The sequence below is a fragment of the Gluconacetobacter takamatsuzukensis genome, assembly GCF_014174275.1.
GTDB classification, from domain to species: domain Bacteria; phylum Pseudomonadota; class Alphaproteobacteria; order Acetobacterales; family Acetobacteraceae; genus Gluconacetobacter; species Gluconacetobacter takamatsuzukensis.
The window spans coordinates 88,340-106,309 of the sequence record NZ_JABEQK010000001.1; the positions used below are offsets into that span (position 1 = coordinate 88,340).

Sequence of the window (17,970 nt, forward strand, 5' to 3'; positions counted from 1 at the left end):
GGATCGACCGTCATGCAGAATGCGCACGCTGCCGCCCGTCCGATGTATGGGCTGGTCTTCGCCTCCAGCGTCGGTACCATCATCGAATGGTACGATTTCTTCCTTTACGGAAGCCTGGCCATCTTCTTTTCGAAATTGTTCTATCCGCCGCAGGACGGTGTGGCGGCGACGTTGATCAGCGTGGCGACCTTTGCCACCGGGTTTGCCGTCCGGCCGTTGGGCAGCCTGATCTTCGGGCATCTGGGGGACCGGTTCGGGCGCAAGGTCACGTTCCTGGCCACGCTGCTGATCATGGGCTGTTCCACCGCCGCCATCGGGTTTCTGCCCACCTATGCCACGGCGGGGTATCTGGCGCCGGTGCTGCTGATTTCACTGCGGGTTGTCCAGGGGCTGGCGCTGGGTGGGGAATATGGGGGCGCTGCGACCTATGTCGCGGAACATGCGCCACCGCATGAGCGGGGCAAATGGGCCAGCTATATCCAGGCCATGGCCTCGGGCGGGTTCGTGCTGTCGCTGGCGATGGTGCTCGGGCTGCGGCTGGGGCTGGGGGAGCAGAGTTTCGGCGCCTGGGGGTGGCGGCTGCCGTTCCTGGTCTCGATCGTGCTGGTCGGCGTGTCGTTTCGCATCCGCATGCGGCTGCATGAATCGCCGGTCTTTCTGGACATGCAGAAGAACAAGCAGCTTTCCGCATCGCCGATCCGCGATGCCTTTACCATTCCGGGCAATGCGCGGCGGATCGTGACCTTTCTGTTCGGCGTGGCCTGCGCGCAGGCCATCACGTTCTATACCGCGCAGTTCTATGCACTCTATTTCCTGCAAAGCGTCATGCACGTGGATTTCCTCTCCGCCACGCTGGCGGTGGCGCTGGGGGCAGTGTGCGGGCTGCCGTTCTTTATCGTCTTCGGCGCGCTGTCGGACCGGATCGGGCGCAAGCGCCTGTCGCTGTGCGGGATGGCGGCGGCGGTCATTCTCTACCTGCCGATGTTCATGCTGCTGCGCTCGGCCGTGCATGGCACCACGATCGATTTCCTGCCGGTCGCGGGGACCGTGTTCCTGCTGGTGGTGATCGCGGCCATGATCTATGGGCCGTACGGGGCCTTTATCGTCGAGAGTTTTCCGCCGGCGGTGCGCTATACGTCGATTTCCATTCCCTACCATATCGGGAACGGGATTTTCGGCGGCTTCCTGCCGCTGATCGGGCTCAGCCTGGTCAATCTTACCGGGAATGTCTTTGCCGGGCTGCTTTATCCGGTTGCGGTCTGCATCGTCGGTTTTCTCGTCACCCTTTTCTTCGTGCCTGAAACGCTGCCTGTCGGTGGCGATCGGAAACGCCAGGCGGCCTCGCTGTCCGTGCTGATTCCGGAATCCGGGCAGGAAGTCTGATTATCAACACGTATATCAAGGATCGGAATCATGAAGATCATTCCTCACGTTATCGATGGACGGCATAGCGAGGGCGACGGAACGGGCCGTGCCGATGTGTTCAACCCGGCGACCGGGTCGGTGGCGGCGCAGGTCGTGCTGGGGGTGCAGAGCGACCTGGAGGCCGCCATTGCCGCTGCCCGTCGCGCCTTTCCCGCCTGGGCCGAGACGCCGCCGCTGACGCGGGCGCGCATCCTGTTCCGGGCGCGGGACCTGATCGAGGCCCGGATGAGCGAGCTGGCGGCCGTCATTACCGCCGAACATGGCAAGATCCTGTCGGACGCGCAGGGCGAGGTCACGCGCGGGCTGGAGGTGGTGGAATTTGCCACTGCCGCGCCGGAACTGCTGAAAGGCGAGTTTACCGAGCAGGTCAGCCGCGGGATCGACGCCCATACCATGCGCCAGCCGCTGGGGGTGGTGGCGGGCATCACGCCGTTCAACTTCCCGGTGATGGTGCCGCTGTGGATGGCGCCGATGGCGCTGGCCACCGGCAATTGCTTCATCCTGAAGCCGTCGGAGCGCGATCCGTCGGCGGCCGTCATGCTGGCCGACATCTTCAAGGAAGCCGGGTTGCCGGACGGGGTGTTCCAGGTGGTGCAGGGCGACAAGGACATGGTCAATGCCATCCTTGCGCATCGCGGGATCGAAGCCATCAGCTTTGTCGGCTCCACGCCGATCGCGAAGCATGTTTATGCCACGGGGACGGCGGCCGGAAAGCGTGTGCAGGCGCTGGGTGGCGCGAAGAACCATGCCGTCATCATGCCGGATTGCGATCTGGACAAGGCGGTGGATGCGCTGGTGGGCGCGGCCTATGGGTCGGCCGGCGAGCGCTGCATGGCGATTTCGGTCGCCGTGGCCGTGGGGCCGGTTGCCGACGCGCTGGTGAGCCGGCTGGCCGAGCGTGCCCGTTCGCTGAAGATCGGCCAGGGGACCGACAACAGCAACGAGATGGGGCCGCTGATCACCGGCCAGCATCTGGCCCGCGTGCGCGCGCTGGTCGATGCCGGGGTGGAGCAGGGGGCGACCCTGGTGGTCGACGGGCGCGACCATGTCGTGGCCGGCCATGAGAAGGGGTTCTTTATCGGCGGGTCGCTGTTCGACCATGTGACGACGGACATGACGATCTATCGGGAGGAGATCTTCGGCCCCGTGCTGTGCGTGGTGCGGGTGCCGGATTTCGACAGCGCGCTGAAGCTGATCAACGAAAGCCCCTATGGCAATGGTACTGCGATCTTTACCCGCGACGGCGATGCCGCCCGGGCGTTCACCCATGGGGTGCAGGTGGGCATGATCGGCGTGAACGTGCCGATTCCGGTACCGATGGCCTTTCATTCCTTCGGCGGCTGGAAGGACTCGCTGTTCGGCGACCACCATATGCACGGGCCGGAGGGTGTGCGCTTCTTTACACGCATGAAGGCCGTGACCACCCGCTGGCCGACGGGTATCCGCTCGGGCGCGGAATTCGCGATGCCGACGCACGGCTGAGGCGGGTGCGGGCCGGGTTGCGCGCAGGCGCGCCCGGTCCGCGAGCCGGTCGTAAAAAGGCTTTTCATTTGGAAATCGCTGTTTGTAAAAGCTTTACAGAAATACAGCGTGATGAATGGTTTCCACCTTCCTGCACCGGGTATTATGGCGTTAAGCCTTGTGACGCCACGCTTCCCACGGATAACGGAAACCATCATATGTCATATCAGGAATCGGCAACCGCCAAGCTCAACCAGATCATCCAGGCCAAGCAGGGTACCTGGGGCGGGATCAACCCCGACTATGTCGTGCGCATGCGCCTGCAGAACCGTTTTCAGACTGGGCTGGACATTGCGCGCTACACCGCCGCCATCATGCGCCAGGACATGGCCGCCTATGATGCCGATCCGGCGCAGTACACCCAGTCGCTGGGGGCGTGGCACGGGTTCATCGCGCAGCAGCAGATGATCTCGGTGAAGAAGCATTTCGGGTCGCTCAAGGGTCGCTATCTGTACCTGTCGGGCTGGATGATCGCGGCGCTGCGCTCGGAATTCGGCCCGCTGCCCGACCAGTCGATGCACGAGAAGACGGCGGTGCCCGACCTGATCGAGGAGATCTACACCTTCCTGCGCCAGGCCGATGCCCGCGAGCTGGGCATGCTGTTCCGCGACCTGGATGCCGCGCGGGGAGCCGGCGATGCGGCGCGCGAGGCCGAGGTGCAGTCGAAGATCGACAATCACCAGACCCATATCGTGCCGATCATCGCCGATATCGACGCGGGGTTCGGCAATGCCGAGGCGACCTACCTGCTGTCGAAGAAGATGATCGAGGCCGGGGCCTGCGCGATCCAGATCGAAAACCAGGTGTCGGACGAAAAGCAGTGCGGGCATCAGGACGGCAAGGTGACGGTGCCGCACGAGGACTTCCTGGCCAAGGTGCGTGCCGTCCGCTACGCGTTCCTGGAGCTGGGGGTGGAAGACGGGGTGATCGTCTGTCGCACCGACAGCCTGGGCGCGGGCCTGACCAAGCAGATCGCGTACAGCAGCGAGCGCGGCGACCTGGGCGACCAGTACAACAGCTTTCTGGATTGCGATGAGGTGACGGACGGCACCGTGCGCAACGGTGACGTGATCATCGCCCGGGACGGCAAGCTGCTGCGGCCGAAGCGCCTGCCCAGCAACCTCTACCAGTTCCGTGCCGGCACGGGTGCGGATCGCTGTGTGCTGGATTGCATCACCGCGCTGCAGCATGGTGCCGACCTGCTGTGGATCGAGACGGAGAAGCCGCATATCGAGCAGATCGCCAGCATGATGGACCGGATCCGCGAGGCCGTGCCCAATGCCAAGCTGGTCTACAACAACTCGCCGTCCTTCAACTGGACGCTCAATTTCCGCCAGCAGGTCTATGATGCCTGGAAGGAAGAAGGGCGCGACCTCTCGGCCTACGATCGTGCGAAGCTGATGGCGCAGAGCTACGACGAGAGCGATCTGGCGACGGAAGCCGACCTGCGCATCCGCTCGTTTCAGCGGGATGCGGCGAAGCGGGCCGGGATCTTCCATCACCTCATCACGCTGCCGACCTATCACACGGCGGCGCTGTCGACCGACAATCTCTCCAAGAGATATTTCGGCGACGAGGGGATGCTGGGCTATGTGCAGAACGTCCAGCGCGAGGAAATCCGCCAGGGGATCGCGTGCGTCAAGCACCAGAACATGGCCGGGTCGGACATTGGCGACGACCACAAGGAGTATTTCGCCGGCGAAGCGGCGCTGAAGGCCGGCGGCGCGCATAACACCATGGGGCAGTTCGGCTGACGCCGGCACCTTTCGGTGTGCGGGAATAACAACAAGCAATAATTGTTATCGCACCTTGCGGCCCGGTCTTCCTCGTGAAGGCCGGGCTTTTTTTGTGCGTCCTGCGATGGGCGGGGACGAGGAGTGTGCCAGCGCGGCCGGGTGGCGGGAATTAAAATAAAAATTCGCATTATTGGCGGGTATGAAACGGCATATGTGAATTCATGTCTGATGGTGCGATGTAAAACATGGCGCGGCGTTGACCGATCGGCGGGGGCTGACTAGCCTTTCGGCGGCTGGTTGCGGGAAACCTGCACGATCCGGTGCGTTCCTGCGGGAGTGGACGCGGAGAGTTCGGGCGATAGTGTCTATTGTATTGAAAACGCGACATTTGTTTCTTGTGGCGACGGTTGTGCCGGTGGTCGGTCTGCCGAGCCTTGCCCTGGCGACACCCCGAGACGATGAGATTGCGGCGCTGCGGCGCGAAATGCGGGACATGCAGCGTGAGATGCGCGACGAGATCCGCGTGCTTCAGGCCCGGATCGCCCGGGATGAAGGGCGGGCGCCGCAGGCGCGGGACACGCACCCGCCCGGGGAGGCGCCCCGTGTCGCCCATGCCGTGCCGCGGCGCTGGAGCGGGCCCCTGCCGACGATCGGCGCGCCCTATGGGCCCGGGCCGGTACGGCCCCGGTCGGATGCCGGGAGCCGGGTGGCCATGGTGGAAGGGCCGGTTCCGTCCTGGGCGGAAGTGAAGGCCGCGACGGCGAAGGATGAGAGCGTGCATGTCGGCGGCATGCGCATCGGCTTTCCGGCCGGGCGGCCCACGATCTCGTCGGATGATGGGGCGTACAGCTTCTCGGTCGGGGGGCTGTTGCAGGAAGATGTCGGCGGCTTTCTGGGCACCGGTGCCAGGGCGGGCGAGGCCAAGGGCAATTTCAACAGCTTTACCCAGAACGGGCGCCGCCTGCGCATGTATTTTACCTGGCGGTACAAGGATTGGGTGGCGAACGTCACCCCCGATTTCGGGTCGCTGAGTGCCGACGGGTCGGTGGGGCTGTTCGAGGCGAACCTGAATTATACCGGCCTGCGCCATACGACGCTGACCGTCGGCTATTTCCAACCGCGCATGGACGAGGAAAGCGCCGAGCGGCCGGTGGCGTTCGAATTCCTCGAACGTCCCACCATCGTCGACCTGGTGCGCAACATCGCGGCCGGCGTCGCGCGCTTCAGCGTCGGCGGCGAGCATTACGAGGACCGGTGGCTGGCGGCGTTCTATTTCACCGGGCAGAAATTCGGCGACCGCAACAAGGATACGACGATTACCGACAGCCAGACCGGCGGCGTCGCACGCATCGTCGGCCGGCCCTATGTCAGCCGGGATGTCGATGTGCTGGTGGGTGCCGGGGCGATCAGTGCCTTCAAGGTCAACCAGAATGCGAAGGGCCGCGCCTATACGTTCAGCGACAATGTCGAGGTGCCGCTGGGTGAGACGGCGCTGCTGACTTCGGGCGCCCTGTCCAATGTCGCGCAGATCTGGGCGGCCGGCCCGCAGATGGGCGTGCGCTGGCGGCGCTTTCTGCTGAAGGGCGAATATTACCATATCGGGGTGGAACGCAGCCATGAGGCCGGGGCGTCGCCGCTGCCGTCGCTGAATTTCGACGGGTGGTATGTCGCGGCCAACTATACGCTGTTCGGCCGGCCGCGATCCTACAACCCCAGGATCGCTGCGTTCATCACGCCCGGGGTCGAACATGATCTCGATCCGCTGCATGGCGATTGGGGGGCGCTGGAACTCAGCGGCCGCTGGAGCGTCACGGACCTGTCCGATGCCGTCGACCAGGGCGGTACGGGGGTTGACGGCAACCAGCAGACGGTCTGGCAGGGCGGGCTGAACTGGTACCCCAACCGGCATGTCAAGTTCATGCTGGATTTCGACCATTTCATCGTCAGCCGGTCGAAGGGAGTGGCCGGCGGGGTCAATCTGCTGGGGCGGACCGGGAATCTGGTCGTGGGGCGGATTCAGGCCAGTTTCTGAGCGCTTGCATGGTCGATGCGAGGTCGATGCGGGCCGGCGGCGATCGGGCGGGTGTGCCTGGACTCGATAAATAACAATTAAATATAGTGAAAATATCGCCTCGTCGCCCGGGCTTTGTCTCAATTAAACGAACTAGCGTGGTCAATGACTCTTACAACGCTATTGACCGTTAAATTACAACGTGGCATCGATCATTGCGGTTCGCATTAAACGCGAAAAATATCGTGAAATGTGTCTGTTTGTGCCGGGTTGAAGGTTCGTAGAATATGAAAGAAGGTTTCAAGGTCCGGCGTTCGCTTGCCCTGGCAACGGCTCTGTCCACCGGTTTTGTGCCCGCGCTGGCGCAGGCGGCTTCGCATGACGACGAAGTGACGGCGTTGCGGCGTGAAATGCGGGAGATGCAGCGCCAGATGCGCGAGGAGATCCACGTGCTTCAGGCGCGGATTGCCCGCGATGAGGGACGGGCCGTGCCCGCCGCGGCCGGGCATGAGGCCGGCGGGGCGCCGCATGTGGTGCATGCGCATCGCTGGGCCGGTGGACCTTTGCCCACGATCGGCGAGGCCCAGGGACCGGCCGCCACGCAGCGGCCCCGCACGGATGCCGAGACGCGGCTGATCACGCCGGAAGGGCCGATTCCGTCCTGGGCCGAGATCCGGGCGGCGACCGCGCGGGACGAGACCGTGCATGTGGGGGGCATGCAGATCGGCTTTCCGGCGGGGCGGCCCACGATTTCGTCGGAAGATGGCGCATACAGTTTCTCGATCGGGCTGACGGCGCAGGAGGATATCGGCGGCTTTATCGGTGCCGGGCCCAAAAGGGGCGAGACGAACGGCAATTTCAACAAGCTGACCGAGAATGCCCGCCGCCTGCGCCTGTATTTCAGCTGGCGCTACAAGGATTGGGTGGCGAACGTGACGCCGGAATTCGGCTCCAGCTCGGTGGACGGGTCGGTCAGCCTGTTCGAGGCCAATGCGAACTATACCGGCCTGCGCCATACGACGCTGACCGTCGGCTATTTCCAGCCGCGCATGGAAGAGGAAAGCGCGGAGCGGGCATCGTCGTTCGAATTCCTGGAGCGCCCGACCATCATCGACCTGGTGCGCAACCTGGCGGGCGGTGTCGCGCGCTTCAGCGTCGGCGGCGAGCATTATGAAAATCGCTGGCAGGCGGCGGCCTATTTCACCGGCCAGAAATTCGGCGACCGGAGCAAGGACACGACGATCACCGACAGCCAGACCGGTGCCGTGGCCCGCATCGTCGGCCGGCCCTATGTCAGCAAGGATATCGACGTCCATGTGGGGGCCGGGGCGACCAGCGCCTTCAAGGTCAACCAGAATTCGAGCGGCCGCAACTATACGTTCAGCGACAACATGGAAGTGCCGCTGGGCGAGACCTCGCTGCTGACGTCGGGTGCGCTGACCAATGTGTCGCAGATATGGGCGGCCGGTCCGCAGCTGGCGTTCCGCTGGCGGCATTTCCTGCTGAAGGGGGAATATTACCATGTCGGCGTGGAGCGCGGCCGCAATGCCGGGGCGTCGCCGCTGCCGTCGCTGAATTTCGACGGGTGGTATGTCGCGGCCAACTACACGCTGTTCGGCCGGGGGCGTGGATACAACGTCAAGACCGGTGCGTTCACCACCCCCGGCGTCGAGCATGATTTCGACCCGGCGCATGACTATTGGGGGGCGCTGGAACTCAGCGGCCGCTGGAGCGTGACGGACCTGTCCGATGTCGCCAACCAGGGTGGGGTCGGCATCAATGGCGACCAGCAGACGGTCTGGGCCGGCGGGCTGAACTGGTATCCCAACCAGCACTTCAAGTTCATGCTGGATTTCGACCATTTCATCGTCACCCGGTCGAAGGGTGTCTCGGGCGGCGTGGATCTGCTCGGCCGGACGGGCAATGCCGTCGCGGGGCGTGTGCAGGCCACGTTCTGAGCCGGATTTCCTTCCCTCCGCAAACTGTCATCAGGACGAGAAACGATATGAAGAACGGTTTCATGGCGCCGTCGCGGCGTGGCTTTCTGGCCGGTACGGCTGCCGCCGCCACGGCGTTTGCCGTAGGCGCGCGCCCGCGTCCGGCGGCGGCGGCGACGCGGCTGCTGAATGTTTCGTACGATCCGACGCGCGAGCTTTATGCCGATGCCGGGCGGGCCTTTTCCGCCTTCTGGGCGAAGGGGCATGGGGGCGAGCAGGTGGTGGTGACGTCGTCGCATGGCGGGTCGGGGGCGCAGGCGCGCTCGGTGCTGGAGGGGGCGCCCGCCGACGTGGTGACGCTGGGCCTGGCCTACGACATCGACATCCTGGCCCAGCATGGGCTGCTGGCGGCGGACTGGCAGACGCGGCTGCCGCATAATTCCACGCCGTATACCAGCACGATCGTCTTCCTAGTGCGCAAGGGCAACCCGAAGGGCATTCAGGACTGGCCGGACCTGCTGCGGGACGGGGTGCAGGTGATTACGCCCAACCCCAAGACCTCGGGCGGGGCGCGCTGGAACTATCTGGCCGCCTGGGGCTGGGCGCTGCGCCAGCCCGGCGGGTCGGAGGCCAGCGCGACGGCGTATCTGAAATCGCTGTTTGCCCATGTGCCGGTGCTGGATACCGGGGCGCGCGGCGCCACCAACAGCTTCGTGCAGCGCGGGCTGGGCGATGTGCTGCTGGCGTGGGAGGACGAGGCCCTGCTGGCGACGCGCGAGCTGGGACCGGACAAGTTCGACATCGTGGTGCCGCCGGTGACGATCCTGGCCGAGCCGCCGGTCGCGGTGGTGGACAGGAACGTGCAGGCGCACGGCACGGCGGAGGTGGCGAAGGGGTTCCTCGACTTCCTGTTCACGCCCGAGGGGCAGCGGATCGGGGCGAAGCATTATTTCCGCCCGGTCGATCCGGCGATCGTGGCGGAAACGGCATCGGTCTTTCCCAAAACGACAACATTCGATGTCGCCAGCCTGGGCGGATGGACTAAGGTCCAGAAGGCGCATTTCGCCGATGGCGGTGTGTTCGACCAGATCTATAGCCGATAACGGACTCTTTCATGGTGTTTTGCCTGCGGCGGCGCGATGGGCTGCCAGGTCTTTCCCTATCCATCGCGTTCACGCTGGTCTGGATCGGCCTGATTGTCGTGCTGCCGCTGACGGCCCTGGTGTTGCGCCCTTGGCAGGATGGCGGCGGCGTGATGCTGCGGGCGCTGCACGACACGCGCATGTATGCGGCGCTGCGCGTCAGCTTCGGCTGTGCCGCGCTGGCGGCCGCGATCGACGTGCCGCTGGGCCTGCTGCTGGCCTGGGCGCTGGTGCGCGCCCGCCTGCCGGGCCGACGGGCGATCGATGCGCTGATCGACCTGCCGTTTGCGCTGCCGACCGCCGTGACGGGCATCACGCTGGCCACGCTGTATGGGCCGACCGGCTGGATCGGCGCGCTGCTGGCTCGGGCCGGCATCCGCGTGGCCTATACGCCCGCCGGGATCGTGGTCGCGCTGATGTTCGTCGGCCTGCCTTTTATCGTGCGTGCGGTCGAACCGGTGCTGCGCGGCCTGCCGCCGGAGCTGGAGGAGGCGGGGCTGCTGCTGGGCGCCAGCCCGGTGCAGAATTTTCGCCGGGTCATCCTGCCGCCCCTGCTGCCGCCGCTGGTGGCGGGGTTCAGCCTGGCCTTCGCGCGGTGTATCGGTGAATACGGCTCGGTGATCTTCATTGCCGGCAACCAGCCGTTTCATAGCGAGATCGCGCCGCTGCTGATCGTGGTGCGGTTGCAGGAATATGATTACGAAGGCGCCACCGCCATTGCGCTGATCCTGCTGCTGAGCGCGCTGGTCTGCATGACCGGGGTGGCCGCGCTGCGCCGCCGCGTGTCGCGCGGGCTGGTCGCGCGGGGGGCGGCGTGATGGGCGAGCCGTCGCGCCGGGGCAATGCCGTGCTGGTCGCCGCCACCTATCTGACGGTGCTGGCCGTGCTGGTGCTGCCGGTGGTGCTGGTGATGGTCGAGGCCCTGCGCGCGGGGCTGGGGGCGGCGTGGCGCAGCCTGCTGGACCCGGATGCGCTGTCGGCGATCCGCCTGACGCTGCTGGTGACGCTGGTGGCCACCATCGTCAATACCGCCGGCGGGATCATGGCGGCGTGGCTGGTGACCAAATACCGGTTTCGCGGGCGGGGGGTGCTGGTCGCGCTGATCGAACTGCCGATCAGCGTCTCGCCGGTGATTGCCGGCCTGGTCTGGCTGCTGCTGTTCGGGCGGCAGGGCTGGTGGGGCGACTGGCTGGACCGGCATCATATCCAGATCGCCTTCGCCACGCCGGGCATCGTGCTGGCGACGCTCTTCGTCACCTTTCCCTATGTCGCGCGGACGCTGATGCCGTTCATGGAACAGCAGGGGCGCGAGGCGGAAGAGGCGGCGTTTCTGCTGGGGGCCGGGTTCTGGCGGACCCTGTGGCGGGTGACGCTGCCCGATGCGCGCTGGGCGCTGCTGTCGGGCATTCTGCTGACGACCGCGCGCGCGATCGGGGAGTTCGGCGCGGTGTCGGTCGTCTCGGGCCATATTCCGGGGCTGACCGAAACCATGCCGCTGCATATCGAGACGCTCTATAATGGCTACCAGACGGTCGCCGCCTTTACGATGGCGGCGCTGCTGGCGCTGATCGCCATGGCCACCGTCCTGCTGCGGTCGTTTCTCGAGCATGATTTCAGGAAGGGCTCGTCATGAGCGTCCAGATCCGGTCCCTGACGCGCCATGCGCCCAAGGCGTCGCGCAAGCTGCTGAACGATGTGTCGCTGACCATCGAGGATGGGGCGTTCGTGGCGCTGGTCGGGCCCTCGGGTGCTGGCAAGACCACGCTGCTGCGGACCATTGCCGGGCTGGACGGGCCTTATGAAGGGTCGGTGCTGGTGGATGGCCAGGTGCTGGCGGGGCGGCCGATGCGCGAGCGGCGGATCGGCTTCGTGTTCCAGAACTATGCGCTGTTCCGGCATATGACGGTGGCGCGCAACATTTCCTTTGGGCTGGACGTGCTGCCCCGGGGGGCGCGGCCGGACCGGGGGACCATTGCGGCGCGCGTGGCCGAGCTGCTGGAGCTGATCCAGCTGCCGACGCTGGGTGGGGCCTATCCGGACCAGCTTTCCGGCGGCCAGCGCCAGCGGGTGGCGCTGGCGCGGGCGCTGGCGACGAAGCCCGGGCTGCTGCTGCTCGACGAGCCGTTCGGCGCGCTGGACCCGATCGTGCGGCGGCAGATCCGCCGCTGGCTGCGCGGGCTGCACGACCAGCTGGGCCTGACGACGGTGCTGGTGACCCACGATCATGAGGAGGCGCTGGAGGTGGCCGACCGGCTGGTGGTGATGCAGGACGGGCGCATCGTGCAGGATGCCGCCGCCGAGACGCTGGATGCCGCGCCGGCTACGCCGTTCGTGATGGAATTTCTGGGCGAGGCGCTGGCGTTTGCCGGGCGGGTTACCCATGGGCGGTTCCTGCCGGACGATCCCAACGTCCTGTCCTTTCCGGTCGGCGCGGGCGACGGGCCGGCGACGGCGCTTCTGCGCCCGCACGAGGTTCGTCTGGTCGCGGCGGGGGGGACGGCGCATGCCACGCCGCTGGCGGGTGGGCAGGGTGGGTTGCGGCGACTGGCGGTCGCGCTGGGGGCGCGGGAGGTCGAGATCCTGGTCCTGCCCGAGCGGCTGGGGGCCGCGGGGACCGAGGGGCTGGGGCTGGATATCGGACGGGCGCGCCTGTTTCGCGATGGCGTGCCGCTGGCCGGCGCGCTGGTCGCCCCGGCCGGCCACGCGTTGCCGCGCGTGACCGGCGTCGGCTGACGCGGCGCGGCCCTCAGCGGCCGGGCGCCACCATGGCGAACAGCGTGCCTTGCGGATCGCGGCACTGGGCGACCCAGCGGCCGCCGGGCACTTCCAGGGGGCCGTGAATACAGTGGCCGCCGGCCTGGGTGACGCGCGTCAATGCGGCGTCCAGCGTGTCGACGGCGATATAGAACAGCCAGAACGGCGTGTCGGCATCCGGCGCGGTCATCATGCCGCCGGCGGGCGTGCCGCCGATGGCGAACATCTGGTAGATGCCGTCGGGGCCCATATCCAGCGCATCGGCGCGGGTCCAGCCGAACTGGCCGGCATAGAAGGTGAAGGCGGCCTCGCCATCGCGCGCATAGAGTTCGTGCCAGGCGACATGGCCCGGCGTGCCCTCGGGCACTGGCGGCATCGGTGCTTCCCCATTGCCCTGGAACAGGGCGAAGGGCGCGCCCTGCGGGTCGGTGACGACCGCGAAGCGGCCGACGCCGGGAATATCGTCCGGGGCGTGCAGGATGGCGCCGGAGGCGGTGGCGATCCGCGCGCCGGCGGCATCGACGTTATCGACGCCGATATAGCCGATCCAGCCCGGCCGGGCGGCGGCGTCGAGGCCCGACAGGCCGATGAGGCCGGCGACCGGGCGCTCGGCGGCGCTGAGGATCCGGTAGGCCATGCCCGGCACGCCGGCATCGCGGGCCTGCCAGCCGATGACGGCGCGATAGAAGGATTCGGCGGCCGCGGGGTCGCCGGCGATCAGTTCGTACCAGACGAACGTGCCCGAATGGGTCGACATGGCGCATCCTCTTCACCCGGTCCGGTCCCGGCGGGCATCGCGCGGGTTCCGCCGGCCCTGAGACCGTGGTGCGGGGGTGGGAGCATATCAAGCGGCCGCATTGGCGGTTTTTTTGCCGGCCGCGCGATGATATGGCCGGATGATCACCGGCCCCCTGCCACGCAAGCTGAAGGACATGCGCCATGCCCCCGGAATTGATCGCGGTGCTGATCGCGGTCAGCGACGACCGGCCGATGGTGCTGACGCTGGAAGGCGGGCGCCTGCTGCCCTCGGGGCCGCTGGAAGCGGGGCACCGGTCGCTGCAGACCGGCCTGCGCCTGTGGGTGGAACACCAGACCGGCCATGCGCTGGGGCATGTGGAGCAGCTTTATACCTTTGCCGATGCGCCGGCCGATGTGGGGCCGGACGGGCGGCGGGTCCTGATTTCATACCTCGCCCTGACGCGCATCCGCCGGGGGGAGCGCGGGTGGCGCGGCTGGTACGATTATTTCCCGTGGGAAGACCAGACCGCGCCCGAGGGCCGCGACCTGGTGCTGCGCATCGTGCAGTTGCTGGATGAATGGGCGGCGCGTGCCTCTTCGGCCGCCGAGCAGGAGGCCCGGCGGCAGCGCGTGGCGCTGACCTTCGGGCTGGAGGGGCTGGGCTGGGACGACGAGCTGGTGCTGCAACGCTACGAATTGCTGTGGGAGGCCGCGCTGGTGCCGGAATCGGCCTCGCCCGGGGCGGCGGTGCTGCCCGGGCTGGGCATGGCGCGCGACGAGCGGCGCGTGCTGGCCACCGCGATGGCGCGCCTGCGGGCCAAGATCCGCTACCGGCCCGTGATCTACGAGCTGATGCCCGACAGTTTCACGCTGCTGCATTTGCAGCGCACGGTCGAGGCGGTGGCGGGCCAGCCGATGCACAAGCAGAATTTCCGCCGGCTGGTGGCCCAGCAGGGCCTGATCGAGGAAACGGGCGAGGTGGCGCCGGATACGCGCGGGCGGCCGGCGCGGCTGTTCCGCTTCCGGCGCGAGGTGATCGGCGCGCGGCGGATTGCCGGGTCGAAATTGCCGCTGGCACGCCCCATTTGAGAATTTCCTTGAAAGATGCGGCCGGTCGTGGCGTTCACGGATATGTTTGCATCGGTCAATAAACTGGAATTGTGCCGTTTTTTTCGTGATGCGGGGCAGGCGGCGCGCCGGCGTGGCTTGACGCCGACTGGATGCGGGTTGAACAGCACAAAGGCGACGTTATGTATCTAGATTATGCTCAACATGAGCATAAAGGTCGAAGGAGACCGTGATGTCCGAAACCCTTGCTGCCCCGCCCCGGCTCGATGCGCTTTACGAGCGTGTCTCCCGTGTCGTCCCGCGTCTGGAATGGGATCTGTTCGCCGATGACATCGCGGCCATCCTGGAGCTGAAGCGGCGGCGCCGGGCGGTGATCCTGGCCCATAATTACCAGACGCCCGAGATCTTCCACTGCATCGCCGACATCCGGGGCGACAGCCTGGCCCTGGCGCGCGACGCGCAGGGGCTGGATGCCGAGGTGATCGTGATGGCCGGCGTGCATTTCATGGCCGAGACCGCGAAGCTGATGAACCCCGACCGTACGGTGCTGATGCCGTCGCTGGAGGCGGGGTGCTCGCTGGCCGATTCGATCACGGCCGAGGATGTGCGTGCCCTGCGCCGTGCCCATCCGGGCGTGCCGGTCGTGACCTATGTGAACAGCACCGCGGAGGTGAAGGCCGAGAGCGATATCTGCTGCACCTCGGCCAATGCGCGGCGGATCGTGGAAAGCCTGGGCGTGCCGCGGGTGATCATGATCCCCGACGAGTTCCTGGCCCAGAACGTGCAGCGCGAGACCGGGGTGGAGATCATCACCTGGCGCGGCCATTGCGAGGTGCATGAGCGCTTCACGCCGCAGGAGATCCGCGACTGGCGCGCCGACAATCCCGACGTGGCGGTGCTGGCGCACCCGGAATGCCCGCCGGCCGTGGTGGCGGAGGCCGATTTTTCGGGCTCGACGGCGGCGATGTCGGATTTCGTCTCCAGCGGTGCGCATCGCAAGGTGCTGCTGGTGACCGAATGTTCCATGAGCGACAATCTGGCCGCCACGCATCCCGAGGTGGAATTCGTCCGGCCGTGCAATCTGTGCCCGCACATGAAGCGCATCACCCTGCGGGCCATCCGCCACGCGCTGGAGACCATGAGCCACGAGGTGACGATCCCCGAACATCTGGTGGCGGGCGGGCGCCGCGCGGTTGAACGGATGCTGGCGGCGTGACCGGTTTGGCCGCGCTGGCCGGGCAGCCGGTCATTGCCGGGGGCGGGCTGGCCGGCCTGGCGACCGCGCTGCTGATGGACCGGCCCTGCGTGCTGCTGTCGCCGGCGCCTCTGGCGCGGGATGCGGCCAGCGCGCTGGCACAGGGCGGGATTGCGGCGGCGATCGGGGCGGACGATTCGGCCGGCCTGCATGGGGCGGATACGCTGGCGGCCGGAGCCGGGCTGTGCGACCCGGACGTGGTCGCGGCCATTGTCGGGGCTGGTCCTGATGCCGTGGCGGCGCTGGCGTCGCTGGGGGTGGTGTTCGACCTTGGAGCCGACGGGCGGCCCGACCTGCATCTGGAAGCCGCGCATTCCCGCGCGCGCATTGCCCATGCGCTGGGCGACGGCACCGGGGCCGAGATCATGCGCGCGCTGGTGGCACGGGTACGGGCGACGCCGCGCATTACGGTGATGGAGGGGGCGGGCCTGCGTCGCCTGATCCTGCATGACGGGCGGGTGGCCGGGGTCGAGATCGCGCGGGGCGGCGTGGTGCTGGCGCTGCCGACCAGTGCCTGCGTGATTGCCACCGGCGGGGTGGGGGCGCTGTTTCCCGCCACCACCAGCCCGGTAGGCGGCCAGGGATCGGGGCTGGCCTGTGCCGCGCGGGCCGGGGCGGTGCTGCGCGACATGGAGTTCGTGCAGTTTCATCCCACCGCGCTGGCCGATGGGCCGGAGGGTGCGCCGCGCGCGCTGGTCAGCGAGGCGGTGCGGGGGGCCGGGGCGATCCTGGTGGATGAGACCGGGGCGCGCTTTACCGACGAGCTGGCGCCGCGCGATGTGGTGGCGCGTGCGATCCAGGCGCATCTGACTGCCGGGCATCGGGTCCTGCTGGATGCGCGGGCGGCGACGCGCGGGGATTTTGCCCGGCATTTTCCCGGTATCGCCCGCGCCTGCGCGGCGCGGGGGCTGGACCCCGACCGCCAGCCGATGCCGGTGCGGCCGGCCGTGCATTACCATATGGGCGGGATCGAGACCGACCTGAACGGGCGCAGTACCGTGCCCGGCCTGTGGGCGTGCGGCGAGGCGGCGTCGACCGGGCTGCATGGGGCCAACCGGCTGGCCAGCAATTCGCTGCTGGAGGCATTTGTCTGTGCGGGATTTGTGGCGCGCGACCTCGATGCGCTGTCTCTGCCTGTGCCGCGCCCGGTTGGTGTGCCGGTGCCCGATGCCGGGGATGGGGTGGGGCTGGCGGATATTCACGCCTGTCTGGGCCGTGCCGCCGGCATTCTGCGCGACGGGGCCGGGCTGGCCCGGGCCGCCCGGGCGCTGGCGCCGCATGTCGCGACCGATGATCGGGCGCTGGTCGGTGCCATGCTGTGCCTGGCGGCGCTGGACCGGCGGGAGAGCCGGGGCGGCCATTATCGCACCGATTATCCGCGCATGGCGGCGACTGCTGTGCATTCGCGCCTGACCCTGGCGCGGACCCTGACCATGCTGGCCGATTTGTCGGCCCGCGATCCTGCCCTGACCCCTGCCGATGGATTGACCGTGCCATGACCCCTTTGCCCGACCTGATGCTGGAACCGCTGGTGCGCGCGGGATTGCTGGAAGATCTCGGCTGCGGCGGCGATCTGACTACCGACGCGCTGGCGGCGCCCGGCCAGATGCTGCGTACCGCCCTGGTGGCGCGCCAGCCCGGCGTGGTGGCGGGGCTGGCGCTGGCCCGGCTGGCCTTTACGCTGATGGACCCTTCGGTGCGCTTCGACATCGAGCGGCCGGACGGCAGCGCGGTGGCCCCCGGCGACCGGATCGCGCGCGTGAGCGGCCCGGCGCCGGCCATCCTGGGCGGGGAGCGGGTGGCGCTGAATTTCCTGTCGCATCTGTGCGGGATCGCTACCGCCACCGCGGGGATCGTCCGTGCCGTCGCGGGGACGAAGGCGCGCGTGTGCTGCACGCGCAAGACGCTGCCGGGAATGCGGGCGATCCAGAAATATGCCGTGCGGGCCGGTGGGGGGGCGAATCACCGTTTCCGCCTGGATGATGCGATCCTGATCAAGGACAATCACATTGCCCTGGCCGGCGGCGACGTGGCGCAGGCGCTGGCGGCGGCGCGGGCGCGGGCGGGGCATCTGGTCAGCATCGAGCTGGAGGTCGATACATTGGACCAGTTGGCCCAGGCGTTACGCGCGGGTGGAGCGGATGCGTTCCTGCTGGACAACATGACTCCTGCCCAGTTGCGCGAAGCGGTGGCGATGGTGAACGGGCGCGCCGTGACCGAGGCCTCGGGCGGGATCACGCCCGATAGTGCGCCCGACATTGCCGCGACGGGGGTGGATATCCTGTCGGTCGGCTGGCTGACCCATACGGTGCGGGCGCTGGATATCGGGCTGGATCACGAATCCGGCGCCTGAATGGCGGTGGTGACGGCGATGATGGGCCGC

The 17,970-nt window shown here is 67.4% G+C and carries 14 protein-coding genes; 13 read left to right on the top strand and 1 reads right to left on the bottom strand.

Annotated features, from left to right (window positions below):
• The first annotated feature begins 12 nt into the window (after positions 1-12).
• From HLH27_RS00415 to HLH27_RS00455, 9 genes are all read left to right on the top strand, one after another.
• Positions 13-1,383, top strand: coding sequence for an MFS transporter (locus tag HLH27_RS00415; protein ID WP_182947147.1), 1,371 nt, complete (start codon positions 13-15; stop codon positions 1,381-1,383).
• 30 nt (positions 1,384-1,413) lie between these two features.
• Positions 1,414-2,907, top strand: coding sequence for a CoA-acylating methylmalonate-semialdehyde dehydrogenase (locus HLH27_RS00420; RefSeq protein WP_182947148.1), 1,494 nt, complete (start codon positions 1,414-1,416; stop codon positions 2,905-2,907).
• A 197-nt stretch (positions 2,908-3,104) separates the two neighbouring features.
• Positions 3,105-4,700: an isocitrate lyase gene (locus HLH27_RS00425; protein WP_182947149.1), complete on the top strand. Its 1,596-nt coding sequence runs from the start codon at positions 3,105-3,107 to the stop codon at positions 4,698-4,700.
• A gap of 466 nt (positions 4,701-5,166) precedes the next feature.
• On the top strand, positions 5,167-6,714 hold the full coding sequence (locus tag HLH27_RS00430) for an OprO/OprP family phosphate-selective porin (protein WP_182947461.1): 1,548 nt from the start codon (positions 5,167-5,169) through the stop codon (positions 6,712-6,714).
• Positions 6,715-6,980: 266 nt separating this feature from the next.
• Positions 6,981-8,651 (top strand): OprO/OprP family phosphate-selective porin, encoded by a 1,671-nt coding sequence (locus HLH27_RS00435; protein WP_182947150.1) that lies wholly within the window; start codon positions 6,981-6,983, stop codon positions 8,649-8,651.
• A 47-nt stretch (positions 8,652-8,698) separates the two neighbouring features.
• Positions 8,699-9,733 carry a sulfate ABC transporter substrate-binding protein gene (locus HLH27_RS00440; RefSeq protein WP_182947151.1) on the top strand — a complete coding sequence of 345 codons (1,035 nt, stop codon included), beginning with the start codon at positions 8,699-8,701 and terminating at the stop codon, positions 9,731-9,733.
• A gap of 11 nt (positions 9,734-9,744) precedes the next feature.
• Positions 9,745-10,590, top strand: coding sequence for a sulfate ABC transporter permease subunit CysT (gene cysT, locus HLH27_RS00445; RefSeq protein ID WP_182947152.1), 846 nt, complete (start codon positions 9,745-9,747; stop codon positions 10,588-10,590).
• Positions 10,590-11,405 carry a sulfate ABC transporter permease subunit CysW gene (gene cysW, locus HLH27_RS00450; protein WP_182947462.1) on the top strand — a complete coding sequence of 272 codons (816 nt, stop codon included), beginning with the start codon at positions 10,590-10,592 and terminating at the stop codon, positions 11,403-11,405. Before cysT ends, cysW begins: the two co-directional genes overlap by 1 nt.
• Positions 11,402-12,505: a sulfate/molybdate ABC transporter ATP-binding protein gene (locus HLH27_RS00455; RefSeq protein WP_182947153.1), complete on the top strand. Its 1,104-nt coding sequence runs from the start codon at positions 11,402-11,404 to the stop codon at positions 12,503-12,505. The genes cysW and HLH27_RS00455 overlap by 4 nt, the downstream gene beginning before the upstream one ends.
• Positions 12,506-12,518: 13 nt before the next feature.
• Here the strand turns inward: HLH27_RS00455 and HLH27_RS00460 are convergent, their stop codons facing one another.
• Positions 12,519-13,283, bottom strand: coding sequence for a VOC family protein (locus tag HLH27_RS00460; RefSeq protein ID WP_182947154.1), 765 nt, complete (start codon positions 13,281-13,283; stop codon positions 12,519-12,521).
• A 182-nt stretch (positions 13,284-13,465) separates the two neighbouring features.
• Here HLH27_RS00460 and HLH27_RS00465 point away from each other — a divergent pair, with 182 nt between their 5' ends.
• The 4 genes from HLH27_RS00465 to nadC all read left to right on the top strand — a co-directional run bounded on the left by HLH27_RS00465 (position 13,466) and on the right by nadC (position 17,940).
• Positions 13,466-14,353 (top strand): NUDIX hydrolase, encoded by an 888-nt coding sequence (locus HLH27_RS00465; protein ID WP_182947155.1) that lies wholly within the window; start codon positions 13,466-13,468, stop codon positions 14,351-14,353.
• Between the two features lie 211 nt (positions 14,354-14,564).
• Positions 14,565-15,548 (top strand): quinolinate synthase NadA, encoded by a 984-nt coding sequence (gene nadA / locus HLH27_RS00470; RefSeq protein ID WP_182947156.1) that lies wholly within the window; start codon positions 14,565-14,567, stop codon positions 15,546-15,548.
• Positions 15,545-17,086: an L-aspartate oxidase gene (locus tag HLH27_RS00475; RefSeq protein ID WP_182947157.1), complete on the top strand. Its 1,542-nt coding sequence runs from the start codon at positions 15,545-15,547 to the stop codon at positions 17,084-17,086. Before nadA ends, HLH27_RS00475 begins: the two co-directional genes overlap by 4 nt.
• Complete coding sequence (gene nadC, locus HLH27_RS00480) at positions 17,083-17,940, top strand: carboxylating nicotinate-nucleotide diphosphorylase (protein WP_182947158.1); 858 nt, start codon at positions 17,083-17,085, stop codon at positions 17,938-17,940. Before HLH27_RS00475 ends, nadC begins: the two co-directional genes overlap by 4 nt.
• Positions 17,941-17,970: the final 30 nt, after the last annotated feature.

Bases quoted from the DNA above. Each gene is read 5' to 3' on its own strand.
- HLH27_RS00415 (WP_182947147.1), top strand. From the start codon at position 13: ATGCAGAATGCGCACGCTGCCGCCCGTCCGATGTATGGGCTGGTCTTC.
- HLH27_RS00420 (WP_182947148.1), top strand. From the start codon at position 1,414: ATGAAGATCATTCCTCACGTTATCGATGGACGGCATAGCGAGGGCGAC.
- HLH27_RS00425 (WP_182947149.1), top strand. From the start codon at position 3,105: ATGTCATATCAGGAATCGGCAACCGCCAAGCTCAACCAGATCATCCAG.
- HLH27_RS00430 (WP_182947461.1), top strand. From the start codon at position 5,167: ATGCGGGACATGCAGCGTGAGATGCGCGACGAGATCCGCGTGCTTCAG.
- HLH27_RS00435 (WP_182947150.1), top strand. From the start codon at position 6,981: ATGAAAGAAGGTTTCAAGGTCCGGCGTTCGCTTGCCCTGGCAACGGCT.
- HLH27_RS00440 (WP_182947151.1), top strand. From the start codon at position 8,699: ATGAAGAACGGTTTCATGGCGCCGTCGCGGCGTGGCTTTCTGGCCGGT.
- cysT (WP_182947152.1), top strand. From the start codon at position 9,745: ATGGTGTTTTGCCTGCGGCGGCGCGATGGGCTGCCAGGTCTTTCCCTA.
- cysW (WP_182947462.1), top strand. From the start codon at position 10,590: ATGGGCGAGCCGTCGCGCCGGGGCAATGCCGTGCTGGTCGCCGCCACC.
- HLH27_RS00455 (WP_182947153.1), top strand. From the start codon at position 11,402: ATGAGCGTCCAGATCCGGTCCCTGACGCGCCATGCGCCCAAGGCGTCG.
- HLH27_RS00460 (WP_182947154.1), bottom strand. From the start codon at position 13,283: ATGTCGACCCATTCGGGCACGTTCGTCTGGTACGAACTGATCGCCGGC.
- HLH27_RS00465 (WP_182947155.1), top strand. From the start codon at position 13,466: ATGCCCCCGGAATTGATCGCGGTGCTGATCGCGGTCAGCGACGACCGG.
- nadA (WP_182947156.1), top strand. From the start codon at position 14,565: ATGTCCGAAACCCTTGCTGCCCCGCCCCGGCTCGATGCGCTTTACGAG.
- nadC (WP_182947158.1), top strand. From the start codon at position 17,083: ATGACCCCTTTGCCCGACCTGATGCTGGAACCGCTGGTGCGCGCGGGA.